Source organism: Pedobacter suwonensis (assembly GCF_007833675.1).
GTDB lineage: Bacteria > Bacteroidota > Bacteroidia > Sphingobacteriales > Sphingobacteriaceae > Pedobacter > Pedobacter suwonensis.
Map to the genome: position 1 here is coordinate 3,517,463 of NZ_CP031708.1, position 19,536 is coordinate 3,536,998.

Here is a 19,536-nt window from a genome sequence, read left to right on the forward strand (position 1 = left end):
TAGTTAATCATCCTCATTTAAAAATACCAATTAAATTTTTATACTATGGATGAGAATGATATCTCCTATCAAATAAGAGGTGCAATATTTACAGTTTACAATGCATTAGGCCCCGGTTTATTAGAATCTGTTTACGAAACGGTATTGACTTATGTTTTAATCGAAAATGGCTTAGATGTTAAGCGACAGGTAAAATTACCAGTTGTTTTTGAAGGTATAACCCTTGATGTCGGCTATCGGATAGATTTATTAATAAACGATCTGGTCATTATCGAAGTAAAATCAGTAGAAACACTTGCGCCAGTTCACCATAAGCAGATACTTACTTATCTGAAGCTTTCTGGCTTACGACTTGGATTGCTTGTTAATTTTAATTCATCAGATATATCAAGTTCTATATGGCGAAAAGTGAATGGACTTTGATAAATGTTTGTGGCTGATTGATTTGACATCGCATAATTAAATATCTGCGTTATTTGCGACATCTGCGGGAAATTTTTTATCAAATTCATCAGATATATCCGTTCTATATGGCGAAAAGTGAATGGACTTTGATAACGTTTCTGGCTGGTTGCTTCGAAATCGCATAATTGTATATCTGCGTTATTTGCGAAATCTGCGGGAAATTTTTTATCAAAACTTAAACGCAAAAAAGCCACCCCAAAGGATGGCTTTTAATATGTAGTCAGTATAAACTGAAAACTGTAAATTGCTTACGCTAGTAACCTGATCGGTTCTTCCAATAAACCTTTTAATGTTTGCAAGAAAGCTGCTCCGGTTGCACCATCCACTACACGGTGATCGCAACCTAAAGTTAGTTTCATTACATTACCAGGAACAACAGCGCCATTTTTAACCACAGGTACTTGTTGAATCGCACCTACTGATAAAATTGCACCATCAGGCGAGTTGATAATGGAAGTAAACTCATCTATACCAAACATACCTAAGTTAGAAACAGTAAAGGTAGAACCTTCCCAATCTGCTGGCTGTAATTTTTTAGCTTTTGCTTTAGCACCAAAATCTTTTACCTCCGCAGAGATGTGTGATAAAGATTTTCCATCTGCGAACCGCACAACAGGTACCAATAAACCATCTTCAACGGCCATGGCTACACCAATATTAGTGTGCTCGTTAAAACGGATTTTATCGCCACCCCACGATGAGTTAACAGCAGGATGTTGTTTTAGGGCAACAGCAACTGCTTTGATTACGATATCATTGAATGAAACTTTAACCGGGGCAACGGTGTTGATTGCAGTACGTGCAGCCATTGCGTTGTCCATATCAATGCTGATGGTTAAATAGAAATGTGGTGCTGTAAATAAACTTTCTGCCAAACGTTTTGCAATTACTTTACGCATTTGCGAAACTGGTTGTTCAGTAAATTTGACTTCACCTACAAATTGTGGAATAACTGGTGCTGGTGCAGCAGATTTCTCAGCAGCCGGAGCTGATGCAGATTCTGTTTTTGCTGGCGCTGCAGCTGGTTTAAAGTTTTCGATATCTTTTTTAATGATACGGCCACCTTCTGCACTCCCTGCAACCTGAGCTAAATCGATTCCTTTATCTTTAGCAATTTTCTTAGCTAAAGGAGATGCTTTAACGCGGCTATCTGAAGAACTTTCGGCAACAGGAGCAGATGAACTTGAATCAGCAGTTGCAGCTTGTTTTTCTTCTTTTGGTGCTTCGCTTTCAGCTTTGGGCGCTGGAGCTGAACCACCTGCCAAAATTCCGCTTACATCAGTACCTTCAGGACCAACGATAGCGATAATTCCATTTACTTTGGCAGCCTGGCCTTTTTCTACACCGATGTGCAATAAAGTTCCGGTTGCATAACCCATTACTTCCATTGTAGCCTTATCGGTTTCTACATCAGCAAGTACATCGTCATCCTTAACTTTATCACCCACTTTTTTATGCCACTCGGCAATTACGCCTTCGGTCATGGTATCGCTCAATAAAGGCATGCGGATTACCGTAACACCTTTAGCAGCCAATTCTTCTTCACTTAAGCCTCCGCCTTGGGTAGCGGCAGCTTCTTCTTTTTTATCTTCTGCTTTCGGAGCATCGTCTTTGCTTTCAGCTTTCGGACTTGCCGAATCCTGACTTCCTGACTTTTCTGCTTCTAAAGCCGCTTTATAATCTTCGCCTTCTTTACCAATCACGGCCATGATGGCATCAACAGGAACAGCCTGACCTTCTTCTACGCCAACGTATAAAAGGGTACCATCCCAATAAGATTCCATATCCATTGTTGCCTTGTCAGTTTCTACTTCTGCCAAAACATCGCCGCTTTTCACTTTATCGCCCACCTTTTTATGCCACTTCGCCAAAACCCCTTCGGTCATGGTGTCGCTCATTTTGGGCATTTTAATTACATCAGCCATTATATCTAATTAATTGAAATCTTATTAATATTAGTCCATTACGTAAGGATAGTCCTCTTGCATATATACATCTTTGTATAACTCAGATGCATCAGGCCAAGGAGATTCTTCAGCAAATTTTACTGCCTGATCTACAATTCCTTTTACTTTAGCTTCTACTTCTTCAATCCAGGCCTGATCTGCATATTTTTCTTTCAAAATAGTTTCTCTGGCCAATTCAACAGGATCTTTTGCTTTATAATCTTCTAATTCTTCTTTAGTACGGTATTTTGCCGGATCTGACATCGAGTGACCACGGTAGCGGTATGTTCTCATTTCTAAGAAAGTAGGTCCTTCGCCTTTACGTGCGCGCTGGATGGCCTCGTCCATAGCATTATGTACCGCAACAGGATCCATACCATCAACTGGTGCACATGGCATGTCGAAACCTAAACCTATTTTATAGATATCAGTCATGTTAGTGGTACGTTGTACTGAAGTACCCATTGCATAACCATTATTTTCGCAAACAAAAACAACAGGCAATTTCCAAAGCATAGCCATGTTAAAAGTTTCGTTTAATGCACCCTGGCGCACTGCACCATCGCCCATATAACAAATGTTTACGTTATCAGTTCCTTTGTATTTTTCTGCAAAAGCAACGCCGGCGCCTAGTGGAATCTGACCACCAACAATTGCATGGCCACCGTAGAAGTTATGCTCTTTACTGAACATGTGCATTGAACCACCTTTACCTTTAGAGCAACCTGTAGCTTTACCGTACATTTCTGCCATAATACTATCAGCACTAACTCCTAAAGCTAAGGCGTGAGCATGATCACGATATGTTGTAATCATTGAATCACCTTTTTGCATTGCAGATATTGCACCTGCAACTACAGCTTCTTGTCCAATGTATAAATGACAAAAGCCACGTATTTTTTGTTGTCCGTATAACTGGCCAGTTTTTTCTTCGAATTTGCGCATCAGCAACATCGACTCGAACCACTTTAACCAGGTATCTTTATTTATTTCTACTGCACTCATTTTAGGGTATTTGTTTTTTTGCGACAGCAAATCTAATTTTTTTATTGTAATTTTTGACACTTTTTAGTGTAAAAACATCATAGTATTAGGGTTATAATCAGATTTAACAGTTGTTTTACAATTAAATGTAAAGCCCTATTTTCAATATTGCGTTGACATTGATTTTTTATAAGTAAATCAATTCCCTTTATCGTAATATGGAATCAATTTATTCTGAAATTTAATTCTGTGAATCTGCTTATATCCATAATTTAAAAATAAAGTATTTTCATTGAATAGTGCGTAACTAAGAGAAAACTTTTTTTGGAAGAAAGCCCGTTTTTTATGGGAATCTGGATCAAAAAAGGTGGATAAAAAACAGAAATGTTGATAACTTTCACTTTTTCTAAGATTACATTTGGATAACATTTGTATAATTAATACTTTTGGCAACCGACAATAAGCCCATGTGGTGTACGTTAATGTGTAAGTGAATACCCAAACATAACTGTATAACATGATTAAAAAATTTTTGTTTTCTACTCTAATTGCTATCTGTTCGCTCTCAGCCGCATTTGCGCAGACAAAAACAAAAGAATCTGGTAAAGAATTAAATGATCCCGACAACCTGGCGTCGCAATATTTTTCGCAGGTAATGGGTGTGGCGGTAGATGCAACATCAAATTTAAAACTGTACAAGTTTATTTACGAATGGATCGGAACGCCATATAGTTACGGTGGAAACACAAAAAGAGGCATCGATTGTTCGGCATTCACTAAAGCCATTTACGATAAAGTTTTCAACACGACAATTAGAAGAAATTCTCGCGATATTTTCAGCATGGTAGATCCATTATCAAAAGAAGATTTAAAAGAAGGCGATCTGGTTTTCTTCAAAATTAAAAGCAGAAGTATTTCACATGTAGGTATTTACCTGGGCGATAACCGCTTTGCACATGCGTCAAGTTCTCGCGGTGTAGTCATCAGCAACCTTAACGAGCCTTATTACAGCCGTTACTTTTACAAGGGCGGCCGCGTTTTAGAATCTTTTAAGAAAGAATTTACAGTAGAATAGTTCAGTTGGCAGTTAACAGTTCACGGTTGCCTAAATAAAGAATACAATCCTCCTAAAGAAATTTTGGAGGATTTTTTGTTTAATCTTCGTTTTAAAAACCATTCATTTCCTTTAAGTATCGTCATCCTGAATTTATTTCAGGATCTTCTTGCGATAAAAGCGATCAATAAAATAGCCTCCAAGACATACCTTATGAAGCTCATCAACACCCTCTTAACCTTACCATTCGTTGTTATAATCCTGATCAGTTGCACGAACAATAATGCACAGGTTACAATACCGGTAACCAGGCAGGATACCTTAATCAGGAAAATTAAAGATACCATATCCATTACCGCTGTTGGCGACATCATGCTGGGCTCTGCTTTCCCGACCAAAGCCAACCTCCCTCCTGACGATGCGGTAAACAGTTTCCAGGCAGTTGATGGTTTATTGAAAGGAGATATTGTTTTTGGCAACTTAGAAGGCTGCTTTCTGAACTCAGGCCATTCGAATAAATGTAATGGCATTAATCCGAATAACTGTTACGCCTTTAGAATGCCGGAGCGCTATGCCGGGATATATAAGAGTGCAGGATTTAATGTGTTGAGTATTGCCAATAACCATGTTGGTGATTTTGATACAAAGGGAAGGAAAAACACTGCCAGGATTTTAGATTCCCTCCAGATCCATTACGCCGGACAGCTAAACAAACCTTTTGAAGTTTTTGAAAAGGATAGCGTAAAGTATGCATTTTTTGCCTTTGCCCCCAATGAAAATACAGTATCGATCAATAAAATTGATAGCGCAAAAGCACTTGTGGCCCGATTAAAGCAAATGGCAGATATCGTAATCGTTTCTTTTCACGGAGGAGGTGAAGGTGCTAGGTTTGAACATGTTCCCCGTAAGAATGAAATATTTTATAAAGAGAACAGGGGAAATGTTTATGCCTTTGCACATGCAGTGATCGATGCTGGTGCAGATGTGGTGTTAGGACACGGTCCGCATGTAACCCGCGCTGTTGAAGTTTATAAAAATAAATTCATAGCTTACAGTTTAGGAAATTTTTGTACCTACGGGATGTTCAGCTTAAAAGGCAATAACGGCATTGCACCCCTGCTTCAGCTAAAAATAAATGCGAAAGGCGATTTTCTCTATGCCGATGTGGTATCGGTTAAACAGGATAAAATTAACCGTTTAACCCTGGATGATGACCATAAGGCATTTAAACGCATTAAAGAACTGACGGATGTTGATTTTATTGGTCATCAACTGAAATTTGCTGATAACAGAATCAGTTTAAAAGATTAATCTTCTGCGACATCAATTTCAAATTATTTCAGAATATTTGTCGTATGAAAACAGGGTTAATACTTCATTATATTATAGGTATTGCAGCTGCAATTTTAGTATTGGCAGCCGCTTACTACATCAACCAAAATCCGAAAAATCTGTTATCTGCGGGGATTATTATCCTGGCCGGTTGCTTGGTTGCCTTTAGCCAGTACCAAATCATCAAACAGAAGAAAAAGCAGTAATGTTACTGAGATTGGATGCTGAACAGCTGAAATTAAAAATTTTGATAGGCCATCATTCAGGATGAAAGCCTGGTTAGCTTTCATCCTTTGTGTTTTTTACCAGACCAATTCCAGATACAAAAAATATCAGGCCGATGATACCGTATACCATCAACCCCCTTGTATTTTCACTGTGGTTTACAAATCCATAGCCTGCGTAAATTAAACCGATTATTCCAAGAATGGTTAATACAGTCCCAAAAGTGCGTTTTACGTTCATACGGTTATAATTTTAATAAGAGTAAGACAAAATATTTTCCCTTTTGTTTTAAACCAATAAAGAAGCCCATTCCGAATGACGAAATGGGCTTCTTTAATAAGTGTTCTAATCATTTCATTTACCAAACACCTAACCTGTCTGTGGGCGCGATATACATTTTTGCGGTAGCAGGAATGTTAAATGCTTTATAAAAAGCTTCCATGTTATATACGGGGCCATTCACACGGAACATTTCCGGGCTATGCGGATCTGTTTTCAACCTTACGCGCATACTTTCATCGCGGGTTTTGATTCGCCATACCTGGGCAAAACTTAAAAAGAAACGCTGATCAGGCGTAAAACCATCAATCTTTTTATCACCTTTTCCTTGTTCTGTTAATTTAAAAGCATCATATGCAATGTTCAACCCACCAATATCGGCCAGGTTTTCGCCCAATGTTAATGAACCGTTTACGTGCTGATTGTCTAATAGCGAGAAGTTGTCGTAAAATTTTTCTACTTTACCGGCCTTCGCTTTAAATTGATCAGCATCGGCTTTTGTCCACCATTCTTTTAAATTACCCATTGCATCATACTGGCGGCCCTGATCGTCGAAACCATGTGTCATTTCGTGACCAATTACTGCACCGATTGCACCATAATTAATGGCATCATCTGCGCTGAAATCAAAGAAAGGAAACTGTAAAATTCCGGCGGGGAAAACAATTTCGTTGAAGGATGGATTGTAATAGGCATTAACAGTAGGTGGCGTCATGCCCCATTCTGTTTTATCTACATTTTTACCCAGTTTATCCATCATTTCTTTATAAGCATGTTTGCTTGCCGACTGAAGATTGGCATAATAGGTGTTTTTAGAAATCTCTACGTCATCGTATTTTTTCCATTTATCAGGATAGCCGATTTTTTTAATGAAGGCATTCAGTTTTTCCAAAGCTTTCTTTTTGGTATCTGGTGTCATCCAGTCTACCTTCTGGATTCTTTCTGCATATACTTTCTGTAAATTGTTTACCAAGGTTAGCATACGTTCTTTAGCCTCTGGCTTGAAATACTTTTCGGCATATAACTGGCCTAAAAGCTCGCCTAAATTACGATCGGTAGCATTCACAATCGCTTTCCATCTTTCTGTAGGCGCTTGCTGACCAAACAGTGTTTTAGAGAAAAAGTCAAACCTGACATCTCTGAATTTTTTGGTAAAAGCATTTGCCGATTCGTTCAGCGCATCAAATTTTAACTTTTCTTTCCAGATTTCTATAGGCTGACTTTTCAAAAGAGCTGATAGTGTCTGATAATATTTCGGCTGCCTGACAATAACGGTATCCGTACTTGCACCTAGTTTGTTTAGAACAGATTTCCACTCCATATTTGGGGTCAGTTTTTGAAAATCAGCCACCGTCATTTTGTGATAGTTTTTCTGTGGATCGCGCAGTTCAACAGGTGTTGAATGGGACTGGGCAATAGCTGTTTCCAGTTTTAAGATATCAGCGGCATATTTAGCTGCGTTTGCCGAATCGCCTGAAAGGGTAAAGATTTTTGTGATGTATTTGATGTACTCTGATCTGATTCTTTTTGCCTTATCATCCTGTTCGAGATAATAACTGCGATCTGGTAAGGTAATGCCAGCCTGGGTAAATGAAAGTGCATTTTTAACGCTTAATTTGTCATCTGGTTCAATACCAAAGCCTAATAAATCACCTTCACCATTTTTATAGCCTTCGGCAATGAAATTAATTAAATCCTGATCATTTTTAATTCTATCTATTTTACTTAAAAGCGGCTTTATAGGTTCGATACCCAATTTTTCAATAGTAAGCGTGTCCATGCCGCTGGTGTAAAAATCGCCAACTTTTTGTTCAGCACTTCCTTTGGCTGCCTTCGCTTTGGACGCATTTTCAAGAATGTTTTTAAGGTTCTTCAGGTTATCATTATATAGGGTGTAAAAAGAACCCCACCCTGTTTCGGTTTTAGGTATTTCCGTGTTTTTCATCCATTTTCCATTGGCATAAAGGAAAAAGTTATCACCTGGTTTTACAGTGGTGTCCATGCCAGCCTTATCAAAAAAAACGGTACGTATATTTGCCATATCTGTTTCCTGATGGCTTTTATTCTGACATGCCGCACATAGCAAAATGCCTGCCGCTGGAAGAAATAATTTAATTTTCATCTGTATAAATTTTGTTTTTTAAGTTATCATATTTATTCATACCACTGCAGGGTTTGAAAAATCCTGATGTTTTCGATTGATATAAGTTAGTTTGAAAAAACTTAAAGCTACGAAATGCCTGGTGTAGTTTGTATGAATTTTTATACCTTCATGAAAAAATCTAATTATGCAATACACCGTTTATATTTTAGTAGTAATAGGAGTTATAATACTGCTAAGTTCATTCGTAACTGTTAAACAAGGCACTATTGCGGTTGTTACCGTTTTTGGTAAGTACCAAAGGCTTTTAAGACCAGGTTTAAATTTTAAAATTCCTTTAATAGAACAGATTTATTCGAGGATATCGATCCAAAACCGCTCGGTTGAACTGTCTTTCCAGGCGGTTACGCAAGACCAGGCCAATGTTTACTTTAAAGCCATGCTGCTTTACTCGGTAATTAACCAGGATGAAGAAACCATCAAGAATGTGGCCTTTAAATTTGTTGATGCCACTAATCTGATGCAGGCATTGATCAGAACGATTGAAGGTTCGATCAGGGCATATGTAGCTACGCAAAAGCAGGCAAATGTGTTGGCCCAGCGAAATGAAATTGTGCTGCATGTTAAAGAGCAGATTGATCAGGTTTTAGATGGGTGGGGTTACCACCTTCAGGATCTTCAGTTGAACGATATCACTTTTGATGAGGAGATTATGCGCTCCATGAGCCGGGTGGTAGCATCAAACAACTTAAAGGCTGCTGCCGAAAACGAAGGACAGGCTTTATTGATTACCAAAACCAAAGCTGCAGAGGCTGATGGTAACGCTATTAAAATTGCTGCCACGGCGGAGCGCGAAGCTGCACAATTACGCGGTCAGGGTATCGCATTGTTTAGGGAAGAGGTGGCAAAAGGTATGACAAATGCTGCGCACGAAATGCAACAGGCAAATCTGGATACTTCGGTAATCTTATTTACCATGTGGACAGAGGCCATTAAACAATTTGCAGAATATGGCGATGGTAATATCATTTTCTTAGATGGCAGTACCGAGGGCATGAATAAAACCATGAAAGAAATGATGGCCATGCAGCTGGGGCAGAATCCTCCGACGAAGGGTTAGCGTATTTTTTTTTACAGAAAGACTGTTGCAAAGCGTAACAGTCTTTTTTTTTTGGCCTTAATTATTCGTTTTGGCTAAATGAAGAATTGATTAGCCTAAATTGTTACCATTAAATTAATTGAATTTTGAGTGATCATGAAATGCGATTGATATCAATCGGAACGTAATTATTGTACACTATTTAAAAATTAAATTAATCACGATGAAAGTTTTTGTCACAGGTGCAACCGGATTTGTCGGTTCTGCAGTAGTAAAAGAGTTAATTAGTGCAGGTTATGAGGTTTTAGGTTTAGCGAGGAATGAGGTAGCTGAAAAGGCGCTTGTGCTTGCCGGAGCCGAAGTACACAAAGGGGATTTGGAAGATTTACAGCGTTTACAGGAGGGTGCAAAATTGGCTGACGGTGTTATTCACACTGGCTTTATACATGATTTTTCACGATTCGAAGCGGTTTGCGAAATCGATAGACTTGCCATAGAAGCTATTGGAAGCTCGCTTGCAGGAACCAATAAACCCTTTATTGTAACTTCCGGAACGCTTTTGGTTAATCCCGGCATATTGGCCACGGAAGATATGATACCTGATTATAATGGTCGAAATCCCAGGCTAGCTTCTGAGAAGGCTGTTGATACACTTGCGGCGAAAGATATTCGTGTATCGGTTGTTCGTTTATCGCCATCTGTGCATGGTGAAGGTGATCATCATGGCTTCATACCCATGCTGATCGATATCGCCCGAAAAACGGGTTTATCAGCTTATATTGGTGACGGAGAAAATAGGTGGACAGGTATCCACCGGCTTGATGCCGCGAAACTTTATAGGTTGGCGTTAGAAGAAGCTACGCCAGGAACACGTTTTCACGGGGTAGCTGAAGAATCAATCCCCCTTAAAGCAATAGCAGAGGCCATTGGTGAACAGCTAGGTTTACCGGTTGTTTCTATACCTAAAAATGAGGCAGCCGCACATTTTGGTTGGTTTGAGCATTTTGCAGCGGTAGATGGGCCGGCGTCCGGGCGTTTAACCAGCGAACTTTTAAATTGGGAACCTCAATGTTCCGGTTTGCTTGAAGATTTGGAACGTGGCATTTATTTTAAGTAAATTGTATCATGGAAATTTCGAACCGTTACCATTTTAAAACAATATCAGCTTATCATAAACTTGCAGCATTGCCTCAACCTGGTCATCCGTTAGTTAGTGTTGTTAATATGGAAGAGGTTAATATGCCATCTGCTGGCCGATTAAAAACGATAATTTTTGATTTCTACTCCATAGCGCTTAAACGAGTTCCTAATGCGAAAATTAAATATGGACAAAAAATCAGTGATTTTGACAACGGTGTTTTATTTTTCATGGCTCCGGGGCAGGTGTTTACGGTCGAAACTGATCAGAATAAAACCCATCGCCCGACGGGCTGGATGATACTTTTTCATTCGGATTTACTTTGGCACACTCATTTAGCCAAAGCAATTAAGAATTATGATTTCTTTAGCTACTCGCTGTCTGAGGCTTTACATGTTTCTGAAAATGAAGAAGCATTACTTAATTCGATCGCCAAATTGGTGGAAAATGAAACCAATAACAATATCGATCATTTTACTCAAAATGTTATAATAGCACAAATAGAGCTTCTTCTTAACTACGCACAACGCTTTTATGGCCGACAGTTTATAACGCGTAAAGCGGTTAATCACCAGCTGCTTGATCGACTGGAACATGTTGTTAAAGGCTATTTTGCAGACGATCATTATGGTAACAGGGGATTACCAACAGTAACTTACATTGCCCAAAGGCTCAATGTTTCGCCGGGATATCTATCTGGAATGTTGAAAACGCTTGTTGGACAAAATACCCAACAATATTTACATCAGAAAGTGATTGATTTAGCAAAAGAAAAGCTTTCTACAACAGATCTTTCGGTTAGTGAAATTGCTTATGCACTCGGTTTCGAACATTTACAATCTTTTACAAAACTGTTCAAATCGAAAACAAACCTTACCCCTTCAGCATTCAGACAATCATTTAATTGAAATGATAAAAAAAAGCGAGCTACCTCAATGAGATAGCTCGCTCTGTATAAATCCTGTTTATTAAAGTTTCGACGGTGTTATACCCAGATTCATCACATAATTCCCTGATTGCTGCATGAAATCGCCCATTACTTTTAGCGATTCATCTTCAATGAAATCGAATGCATCCTGCTTGGTAACTTTAGCGCCCTTTTTAAGCGCTGGCAATCCTCTTAATGCCCTTAATTCATTTTGTCTGGCAAGGGTTTTAGCTTCCTGTGCATCGCGCTCTGCTTTAAGTTTGGCCTCGTTCAACGTCACAGAAACTTCGCTATCGCGTTTTTTAAGGTCTGCAACATCTTGTTTCAGGTATTTAAAATCCAATGAGTTTGCAATACGCTGCTCGCTGTTTTTGATCAATTGCGCTTTAACAGCACTCAAATTGGCAACTGCTTTGAAGTTCGAACTAGGAATAACATCCCAAGGCAAAGCGGATGATTCAGTATCCTCTCCGATTTTATCCATTGGATAAACAGAAGGGAAAACGACATCAGGAGTTACACCCTTGTGCTGTGTACTGCTACCGGCCACACGATAAAATTTCGCCATGGTTAAATTAATCTGACCTAAATTAATATCTGCAGGGTTGGTACTGTTAGGAGAAGTTCCAATGGTTTTATCTTTGGCAATTAATCCTGCTAATCTCTGCAGCATGCCAGGGTTAACCAGTTTATTTAAATCGATTGAAGATTGCACGGTACCTTTACCATAGGTTTGGCTGCCCATAATAATTCCACGCCCATAATCCTGTATAGCTCCTGCAAAAATTTCTGATGCCGATGCACTTAAACGGTCAACCATTACGCCAAAGGGACCATCCCAGGCCACACCACTATTTTCATCTTCATCTACCTCGATTTTGCCACGTAAATCTTTTACCTGTACAACAGGACCCCGATCGATAAATAATCCCGTTAACGAAATAGCTTCAACCAATGAACCCCCACCGTTTCCACGTAAGTCCATTACGATTGCATTTACCTTATCGAAGGTCTTTAATGAGTCGATTAATTTTTTAACATCACGGGTGGTGCTTTTGTAATTTTTATCGCCTGCATTTGCAGCTTTAAAATCTGCGTAAAATGCAGGTAAGGTAATAATCCCGATTTTATATTCTTTACCGTTACTGTTGATGGTTTTAACTTTCTTTTTGGCAGATGTTTCTTCCAAAACGATTCGATCACGAACCAATTCAATAATTACCGGTTTGGATGACATTTCTTTACCTACCGGTATCACTTTTAACCGCACTTTTGTCCCTTTCGGACCTTTGATTTTCGAAACGGTGTTATCTAATCTCCATCCCACAACATCCACAAACTCACCATCGCCCTGCGCCACCGCAATAATACGGTCGCCTGCACTTAGTTGTTTGCCTTTAAATGCAGGTCCGCCAGCAATAATTTCAGAAATTTTAACTACCTCATTTTCCAATTGTAAGCGGGCACCAATACCTTCAAAAGAGCGTGACATGTCTTCGTTAAATGCTGCGGCATTGGTTGGGTTAAAATAATTGGTATGCGGATCAATGGATTCGGTAAAAGCATCCATCAAAATTTGAAAAACATCCTGATTATTGGTTTTTGAAGTTTGTGATTGTAAATTTTTATAACGTTTGGTTAATGTCTCTACATTCTTTGCTTCAGCAGTACCGGCCAGATTCAAATTAATCAATTCGTATTTTACCCGTTTTTTCCAGTTATCATTTAATGCTGTGGAGGAAGTTGCCCATGGCTGTTTCTCCCTGTCGTAAACATAAGTGTCGTTTTGGTTAAAATCAAATTTGGTTTTAATCTGTGCCAGTGAATAATTAAAATATTCATTAAGGCGCTTAGCATAAACGTTATAGATAAAAAATGGACCACTTAAGTCGCCGTTTTTAAAATCATCATCTAAGGTATATCTGTATTTCTCAAAATCCTTGATATCCGAGGCCAGGAAATAATTTTTACCCGGATCTAAAGATTTGATATACTTATCTAAAACAATCGAGGAAATAGAATCGTTGATCTTAACTTTTTTATAATTGTAGCTTTCAATCAAATTTACAACCTCTTTAATAACAAGTTGCTGCTGCTCATCAGGTTTCACATTGGTAACCCCCTCAACCATTGGCTGAGTTTTAGGGGCAGCATGACAAGCAAGTACTGCCGCAGTAAAAATTACAAAAAATATCCTCTTTAACATTTCTTTAAATGATTTAAAATCCATTTCCAATTCTATATAGCCAATATGATACCATTTTAGCAAAAAAACAAAAAAGAGACAGCATTATTACCGTCTCTTGTTAAAATTTTATCAAATCTAACTAAAAGCTCTTTATTTAACAATTTCTTATGTAGAACGTTGACTATTATTTTTTGTTTTAACCCAAACACAAAATTTATTTGATTACAGCCGCTTCTGGCTATCTTAAAACAAATGGAGGTGAATTAATGGAATATGTTGCTTATTTAGCTTGGATTTACCTTTTTGCCGGTTTTATTGGCAATCATTTCCCTTGCATCTTTAATCTGTGCTTTATATTGGGTGGTTTTGATGGAATTAGCCAGCCATTCGGCCGATTTTAGATCTCTCAGCGCGAGTGTAAAGTCTTTCTTTTTAATTTTTACCTGAACAATGCCTAAAATAGATTCGATATAGGCATTGTTGCTTTTTAACTGTTTTGCCAGGATGCCTTGCTGGGTATAGAACCACATCGATTGTGTATATTTTGTATTGGCCAGGTAAACTTTGCCTAAAAGGTTATAGGTGTTCATTATTCCTGCCCTGTTCCCGGTTTTGGAATAATTTTTTAGCGCCACGTTCAAGAGAATTTGCTCTGCATCGGCAAAACGGCCAAGTTGATAGTGCATATTGCTCATCTTGATAACGGCCAGCCCATACCTGTTGAAGTTTTTTACGGAATTATATTCAAAAGCTGCTTTGCCAAATAAGGTGAGCGCTTCATTGTAGTCGCCTTTTCGCTCAAAATCTTCGGCTTCCTCGAAAAAGGAATTCCCATCCTCCAGCTCAAATTTAGAAACTGCTATTCTGATCGCACTACCATTAGGTTCCTGGATCTCAGATTTATCTAGATTTTGAGCTTGTAGTTGTAATGATGCAAAAAGGCCAAATAAAGCCAATACAATTTTGGTCATGCAACAAAAATAATACTTTAAATCTAATTTTAGCTAAATACCTGTAAATTAACATCAAAAGATGCCCAAACCATGTAAGAGTGTGAGTCGCAGTGGTAAACTTCACCTGCTGCAGAAATACCTATAATACCTGCAAAGCCATCAAAAGCCTTAAGCTCTGTAAAAGACTTATCAGATGCTTCTTTTAAAGAAAAACCATCGGTAACTCGGGTTACAATTTTTGCAGCCAAAGCGCCACTTACAATATCTTCTCCTACTCCGGTACAGGAAATACCCGCGTGCTGATTGGCATAGTTGCCAGCTACGGTTGCTGAATCGCTCACCCGGCAAGGAATTTCAAATCCTTTTCCCCCGGTTGAGGTTGCTGCAGCTAAGTTTCCGTCTGCATCAAGTGCTACGCAACCCACTGTCCCTTTGTTGTTCTTTTGGTTTAATTTAGCTTCGTATTCTAACTGGCGCTGCGGGGTAATCGGATTGAAGTATTCAAATCCGTTTGTTCTGGCAAACTGCCGGGCACCGTCACCACTCAATACCCGGTCATCATACGGGAGTAGTTTTTGTGCAACCTGTATAGGGTTTTTAATCTCTTCAACATTAATTACACCACTAAATTTCTCCGTTTTACCATCCATCAGGGCTGCACTTAGCCTTACTTTTCCATCACTTTGGATCTGTGAACCTATACCTGCGTTAAACAGTTCGTTATCTTCTAACAGCGCAACAGTATAAACAACGGTTTCTAAAGCTGTATGTGTTTTTAGATATTCATGTCCGAGCGTAACAATTGATGCTAAAGCATCTTGTTTAGCTTTTTTCGTTTCCTGATTGGTAGACGATTCGCTGAAGAAACCGCCATGTATAATTAGTTTCATGAGTTAGATTTGAGTATTGAGATGTGTGATAAAGATATGAGACAATAGATATGAGACCTTAAGCTAACCTCAATGAATTTACAGGGTAAGTAAGATCTTGAACGCTAAACCATACACCCTAAGCCCTCCACCTTAAACCTCTCTAGGCTACAGGCACAACCTTTGGATGATGGATCAACAGGCTATGGTCTGTTAAATCGTATACATCTCCATCACACATGACATGGACTACCATGTTTTTAATGGAAACAGGTTGCCCCATTTCTACATCGGTTAAATTGGTATCGGCCATGGTGCGGCCATCTACTAAAATTACCATTCCAGATCCAATGGCTTCCATTTTATGGCCATCAGAAATGAAAAGCCCGGTGTCTTCACCGAGTCCGATCCCTAAAATGCCAGGATTACTGGCGGCAGCATACAACAAACGGCCAATTCTGCCGCGTTGAACAAAATGTGTGTCTACAATTACATCGTCAATAAAGCCTAATCCTCCGGTAATTTTAACCTCTCCTTTTAGTAAGGCATCTTTACTGCTGCCCTGATAAATCATATTTTTGGAGCTTGCAGCAGCTCCGGCCGAAGTTCCTGCAATAACTACAGGTTCGTTTCTATATTTTTCCAATAGAATCTGATGGGTTTTGGTTCCGCCAAAGATGGAAGAAAGACGGAGCTGATCGCCACCGGTAAAGATAATTACGTCAGCAGCTTTGATACGCTCGTAATTTTCATCAGAATTGGCTTCTTCGCGGTTGGTAATATTAAGAACGCCAACATTATGCACCTCTAGTTGTGCGTAAGCTTTTATATATTCCTCACCAACTTTTTCTGGCATTAATGATGCCGTGGTAATAATCTCGAAACGGGATTGAATATCTCTTAATGATTCTGTAGTAATCCGTTTTAAGATTCCACGCTCGAAGAAATTCATATTTTCAGGTAACCCAAACTGAGTCTCTGCAAAACTACCTGTATTTATTGCGCCACCAATGATGATGAGTTTACCTTTCGGAACCATTCTTTGTGTATTATAATTGTATCGAAAAACCCAAATATATAGGCTTAAGATAAAAAACACGACTTTTTTTGTAAAGAATATTCAATTTATTAACAAAAGTTGAAATATTTTAATCTAAAATTAACAGGGTTGCCCTTGAAAATAAAACAAATACGCCTTAAAATTGATTTAGCTAAATGAAACGTCTGTTTTAAAAATAAATGCATAATTTACAGTCATCAATTTCATTCTTGATATGGAGTATAAAGAGCGATTCTTAAAATTCCTCTTTGCCAAAAAAAACAAACAAAACATTACATGAAGATATTAAATATACAAGTATTAAGAGGACCAAACATATGGTCCATTAACAGGAAGAAATTGATCCAGATGCGACTGGACCTGGAAGATTTAGAGCAAAAACCAACCAACGTAATTGAAGGGTTTAGCGAAAGGATGGAGAAACTGCTGCCAAGCATGTTTACTCACCGTTGTTCAAAAGGTGTTGAAGGTGGCTTTTTTACCCGTGTAAAGGAAGGAACCTGGATGGGACATGTGATAGAACACATTGCGCTCGAAATTCAGACACTTGCCGGTATGGAAACTGGCTTTGGCAGAACACGTATGACCAAAACTGAAGGTATTTATAATGTGGTTTTTAGTTATCTGGAAGAAAAGGTAGGGGTTTACTCGGCCGAAGCAGCAGTAAGGATTGCCGAAGCTTTGATCAACGATGAAGAGTATGATCTGGAACACGATATCCGAAGGATGAAGGAAATACGTGAACTCGAAGCTTTAGGCCCAAGTACAGGTTCGATTGTAGAAGAAGCAGTAAAAAGAAGCATTCCATGGATACGATTGAACAAAAGTTCTCTGGTACAGTTGGGCTATGGAAAAAATCAGGTGCGCTTTAGGGCTACCATGACGGAGAAAACCAGCAGTATTGCCGTGGATATTGCCAGCAATAAGGAAGAAACGAAACGGTTGCTTACAGAAGCTGCCATTCCGGTAGCCTCAGGAGTAACGATTTCAAATCCTGACGATCTGGAAGCTTCTGTAAAAAAAGTTGGCTTTCCTCTTGTTTTCAAACCACTTGATGGTAACCATGGTAAAGGTGCAACCATTAATGTTAAAACAATGGAAGATGCGGTGGCGGCTTTTGAATATGCCAAAACGTATTCTAGAAGAGTTATTATTGAAAAATACATTACCGGATTTGACTTCCGTGTGCTGGTTATCGATCATAAAGTGGTTGCTGCGGCTCAACGCGATCCGGCACATGTAAAAGGAAACGGGATCCATACCATTCAGGAATTAATTGACAAGGAAAATGAAGATCCGCGCCGTGGTTATGGCCATGAGAATGTGTTAACCGAAATAGCTGTTGATCGCGATACGTTGGATTTATTGGCCAAAAAAGAATATACTTTAGAAACTGTTCCGGAAAAAGGAGAGGTGGTTTATTTAAAATCGACCGCTAATTTAAGTACAGGAGGAACATCTATTGATGTTACAGACATTGTTCACCCACAGAATATTTTTATCTGTGAGCGGATTTCGAGGGTAATCGGATTAGATATCTGCGGTATTGATATCATGGCACAGAACCTTACCCAGCCGTTAACCGAAAACGGAGGAGTGGTGCTGGAAGTTAATGCAGCTCCTGGTTTTAGAATGCACCTGGCGCCAAGCGAAGGCTTGCCGCGTAACGTTGCGGCACCGGTAATTGATATGCTTTATCCGCAGGGTAAATTGTCGCAGATCCCGATCATTGCCGTAACCGGAACCAATGGAAAAACCACCACCACCCGTTTAATCGCGCACATTATCCGCAGTAATGGCAAACGTGTAGGTTTTACCACCAGTGATGGGGTATATGTACACAATACCATGCTGATGAAAGGTGATACCACCGGACCGGTGAGCGCGGAGTTTATTTTAAAAGATCCGACAGTAGAATTTGCCGTATTGGAAACTGCTCGTGGCGGAATTTTACGGGCAGGTTTAGGATTCAATGCCTGCGATATCGGTGTGGTTACCAACATACAGGAAGATCACCTGGGGCTTTCTGACATCCATAATCTTGACGATTTAACACGGGTAAAGGCCGTTGTGATTGGGGCAGTACGCCGCAAAGGCTGGGCCGTATTAAATGCCGATAACGGTTATTGTGTCCGTATTGCTAAAGATGCCCGTTGCAATGTTGCTTATTTTAGTATGGATGAAAATAATCCTGTTGTGAAAGAACATTGTAAAAAAGGTGGAATTGCTGCCATCTACGAAAATGGGTACATCACCATTAAAACCGGTGATTGGAAATTAAGGGTAGATAAAGTGACACACATTCCTTTAACTTTCGGTGGTGCCGTAAATTTTATGATCCAAAATGTACTTGCTGCCACGTTAGCAACCTATTTATGGGGTTATAAACCAGAGGATATCCGTTTGTCTTTAGAAACCTTTATTCCTTCGGCAGCACATACGCCAGGCAGGATGAATATTTTCAGATTCAAAGATTTCAATGTACTGGTTGATTTTGCGCATAATCCTGATGGATTTAATGGAGTAAAAGCTTTCCTTCAAGGTGTTGAGGCGACGGAGCAGGTTGGGATTATTTCGGCAACAGGAGATAGAAGAGATGAGGATATAATGGAAACCGCCCGTATTTCTGCACAGATGTTTGATAAGATCTACATTTGCCAGGAAAAATATCTCCGCGGCAGACAGCAGCAGGAACTGGTTGATTTGTTAATTAAAGGCATCAAAGAAGTTGATCCTGATAAGGAAATTATTATAAACCATAAAAGTACCGCATGTTTACAGATGGCCATTGATGCGGCTAAAAAAGGTTCTTATCTAACCATTTTAAGTAATACGATTGATAATACGATTCAGCGTGTTACAGAGCATTTAGACCGGGAATTGGAATCGTAGTTTATTGACTGATTTATTCTGTC

16 protein-coding genes are annotated in these 19,536 nt (G+C 39.1%); 8 read left to right on the forward strand and 8 right to left on the reverse strand.

Annotation, left to right across the window (positions count from 1 at the left end; translation table 11 throughout):
- Positions 1–45: 45 nt before the first annotated feature.
- Positions 46–423: a GxxExxY protein gene (locus DV942_RS14515; protein ID WP_145858610.1), complete on the forward strand. Its 378-nt coding sequence runs from the start codon at positions 46–48 to the stop codon at positions 421–423.
- Between the two features lie 290 nt (positions 424–713).
- Here the strand turns inward: DV942_RS14515 and DV942_RS14520 are convergent, their stop codons facing one another.
- Both DV942_RS14520 and pdhA read right to left on the reverse strand, forming a co-directional pair.
- Positions 714–2,390: a pyruvate dehydrogenase complex dihydrolipoamide acetyltransferase gene (locus DV942_RS14520; protein ID WP_145858612.1), complete on the reverse strand. Its 1,677-nt coding sequence runs from the start codon at positions 2,388–2,390 to the stop codon at positions 714–716.
- Positions 2,391–2,420: 30 nt separating this feature from the next.
- Positions 2,421–3,416: a pyruvate dehydrogenase (acetyl-transferring) E1 component subunit alpha gene (gene pdhA, locus DV942_RS14525; RefSeq protein WP_090981414.1), complete on the reverse strand. Its 996-nt coding sequence runs from the start codon at positions 3,414–3,416 to the stop codon at positions 2,421–2,423.
- A gap of 496 nt (positions 3,417–3,912) precedes the next feature.
- Here pdhA and DV942_RS14530 point away from each other — a divergent pair, with 496 nt between their 5' ends.
- From DV942_RS14530 to DV942_RS14540, 3 genes are all read left to right on the forward strand, one after another.
- On the forward strand, positions 3,913–4,470 hold the full coding sequence (locus DV942_RS14530; RefSeq protein WP_090980930.1) for a C40 family peptidase: 558 nt from the start codon (positions 3,913–3,915) through the stop codon (positions 4,468–4,470).
- Positions 4,471–4,662: 192 nt separating this feature from the next.
- Positions 4,663–5,760, forward strand: a complete 1,098-nt coding sequence (locus DV942_RS14535; protein WP_145858616.1) for a CapA family protein — start codon at positions 4,663–4,665, stop codon at positions 5,758–5,760.
- Between the two features lie 44 nt (positions 5,761–5,804).
- On the forward strand, positions 5,805–5,987 hold the full coding sequence (locus DV942_RS14540) for a hypothetical protein (RefSeq protein WP_139222276.1): 183 nt from the start codon (positions 5,805–5,807) through the stop codon (positions 5,985–5,987).
- Positions 5,988–6,060: 73 nt separating this feature from the next.
- Here DV942_RS14540 and DV942_RS14545 read toward each other — a convergent pair whose 3' ends face one another.
- Together DV942_RS14545 and DV942_RS14550 are read right to left on the reverse strand one after the other, a co-directional pair.
- Positions 6,061–6,246: a hypothetical protein gene (locus DV942_RS14545; RefSeq protein WP_090980928.1), complete on the reverse strand. Its 186-nt coding sequence runs from the start codon at positions 6,244–6,246 to the stop codon at positions 6,061–6,063.
- A gap of 118 nt (positions 6,247–6,364) precedes the next feature.
- Positions 6,365–8,407 (reverse strand): M13 family metallopeptidase, encoded by a 2,043-nt coding sequence (locus DV942_RS14550; RefSeq protein ID WP_145858618.1) that lies wholly within the window; start codon positions 8,405–8,407, stop codon positions 6,365–6,367.
- Positions 8,408–8,573: 166 nt separating this feature from the next.
- Between DV942_RS14550 and DV942_RS14555 the strand changes: the two genes are divergently transcribed.
- From DV942_RS14555 to DV942_RS14565, 3 genes are all read left to right on the forward strand, one after another.
- A complete protein-coding gene (locus tag DV942_RS14555) occupies positions 8,574–9,506 on the forward strand; it encodes an SPFH domain-containing protein (RefSeq protein ID WP_090980924.1) in 933 nt (310 codons plus the stop codon).
- 202 nt (positions 9,507–9,708) lie between these two features.
- Positions 9,709–10,602: an SDR family oxidoreductase gene (locus DV942_RS14560; protein WP_145858621.1), complete on the forward strand. Its 894-nt coding sequence runs from the start codon at positions 9,709–9,711 to the stop codon at positions 10,600–10,602.
- 8 nt (positions 10,603–10,610) lie between these two features.
- Positions 10,611–11,531, forward strand: coding sequence for a helix-turn-helix domain-containing protein (locus DV942_RS14565; RefSeq protein ID WP_145858623.1), 921 nt, complete (start codon positions 10,611–10,613; stop codon positions 11,529–11,531).
- A 60-nt stretch (positions 11,532–11,591) separates the two neighbouring features.
- Here the strand turns inward: DV942_RS14565 and DV942_RS14570 are convergent, their stop codons facing one another.
- The 4 genes from DV942_RS14570 to DV942_RS14585 form a co-directional block, all read right to left on the reverse strand.
- On the reverse strand, positions 11,592–13,781 hold the full coding sequence (locus tag DV942_RS14570; protein ID WP_134204537.1) for a carboxy terminal-processing peptidase: 2,190 nt from the start codon (positions 13,779–13,781) through the stop codon (positions 11,592–11,594).
- 242 nt (positions 13,782–14,023) lie between these two features.
- On the reverse strand, positions 14,024–14,710 hold the full coding sequence (locus DV942_RS14575) for a tetratricopeptide repeat protein (RefSeq protein ID WP_090980915.1): 687 nt from the start codon (positions 14,708–14,710) through the stop codon (positions 14,024–14,026).
- 29 nt (positions 14,711–14,739) lie between these two features.
- A complete protein-coding gene (locus DV942_RS14580; RefSeq protein ID WP_145858626.1) occupies positions 14,740–15,582 on the reverse strand; it encodes an isoaspartyl peptidase/L-asparaginase in 843 nt (280 codons plus the stop codon).
- Between the two features lie 142 nt (positions 15,583–15,724).
- Positions 15,725–16,600, reverse strand: a complete 876-nt coding sequence (locus tag DV942_RS14585; protein ID WP_090980911.1) for a cyanophycinase — start codon at positions 16,598–16,600, stop codon at positions 15,725–15,727.
- A gap of 297 nt (positions 16,601–16,897) precedes the next feature.
- Here DV942_RS14585 and cphA point away from each other — a divergent pair, with 297 nt between their 5' ends.
- Positions 16,898–19,513, forward strand: coding sequence for a cyanophycin synthetase (gene cphA, locus DV942_RS14590; protein WP_145858628.1), 2,616 nt, complete (start codon positions 16,898–16,900; stop codon positions 19,511–19,513).
- The last annotated feature ends 23 nt before the right edge of the window (positions 19,514–19,536 follow it).

Bases quoted from the DNA above. Each gene is read 5' to 3' on its own strand.
- DV942_RS14530 (WP_090980930.1), top strand. From the start codon at position 3,913: ATGATTAAAAAATTTTTGTTTTCTACTCTAATTGCTATCTGTTCGCTC.
- DV942_RS14585 (WP_090980911.1), bottom strand. From the start codon at position 16,600: ATGGTTCCGAAAGGTAAACTCATCATCATTGGTGGCGCAATAAATACA.
- DV942_RS14520 (WP_145858612.1), bottom strand. From the start codon at position 2,390: ATGGCTGATGTAATTAAAATGCCCAAAATGAGCGACACCATGACCGAA.
- DV942_RS14555 (WP_090980924.1), top strand. From the start codon at position 8,574: ATGCAATACACCGTTTATATTTTAGTAGTAATAGGAGTTATAATACTG.
- DV942_RS14580 (WP_145858626.1), bottom strand. From the start codon at position 15,582: ATGAAACTAATTATACATGGCGGTTTCTTCAGCGAATCGTCTACCAAT.
- DV942_RS14570 (WP_134204537.1), bottom strand. From the start codon at position 13,781: ATGGATTTTAAATCATTTAAAGAAATGTTAAAGAGGATATTTTTTGTA.
- DV942_RS14575 (WP_090980915.1), bottom strand. From the start codon at position 14,710: ATGACCAAAATTGTATTGGCTTTATTTGGCCTTTTTGCATCATTACAA.
- DV942_RS14545 (WP_090980928.1), bottom strand. From the start codon at position 6,246: ATGAACGTAAAACGCACTTTTGGGACTGTATTAACCATTCTTGGAATA.
- DV942_RS14550 (WP_145858618.1), bottom strand. From the start codon at position 8,407: ATGAAAATTAAATTATTTCTTCCAGCGGCAGGCATTTTGCTATGTGCG.
- pdhA (WP_090981414.1), bottom strand. From the start codon at position 3,416: ATGAGTGCAGTAGAAATAAATAAAGATACCTGGTTAAAGTGGTTCGAG.
- DV942_RS14565 (WP_145858623.1), top strand. From the start codon at position 10,611: ATGGAAATTTCGAACCGTTACCATTTTAAAACAATATCAGCTTATCAT.
- DV942_RS14540 (WP_139222276.1), top strand. From the start codon at position 5,805: ATGAAAACAGGGTTAATACTTCATTATATTATAGGTATTGCAGCTGCA.
- DV942_RS14560 (WP_145858621.1), top strand. From the start codon at position 9,709: ATGAAAGTTTTTGTCACAGGTGCAACCGGATTTGTCGGTTCTGCAGTA.
- DV942_RS14515 (WP_145858610.1), top strand. From the start codon at position 46: ATGGATGAGAATGATATCTCCTATCAAATAAGAGGTGCAATATTTACA.
- DV942_RS14535 (WP_145858616.1), top strand. From the start codon at position 4,663: ATGAAGCTCATCAACACCCTCTTAACCTTACCATTCGTTGTTATAATC.
- cphA (WP_145858628.1), top strand. From the start codon at position 16,898: ATGAAGATATTAAATATACAAGTATTAAGAGGACCAAACATATGGTCC.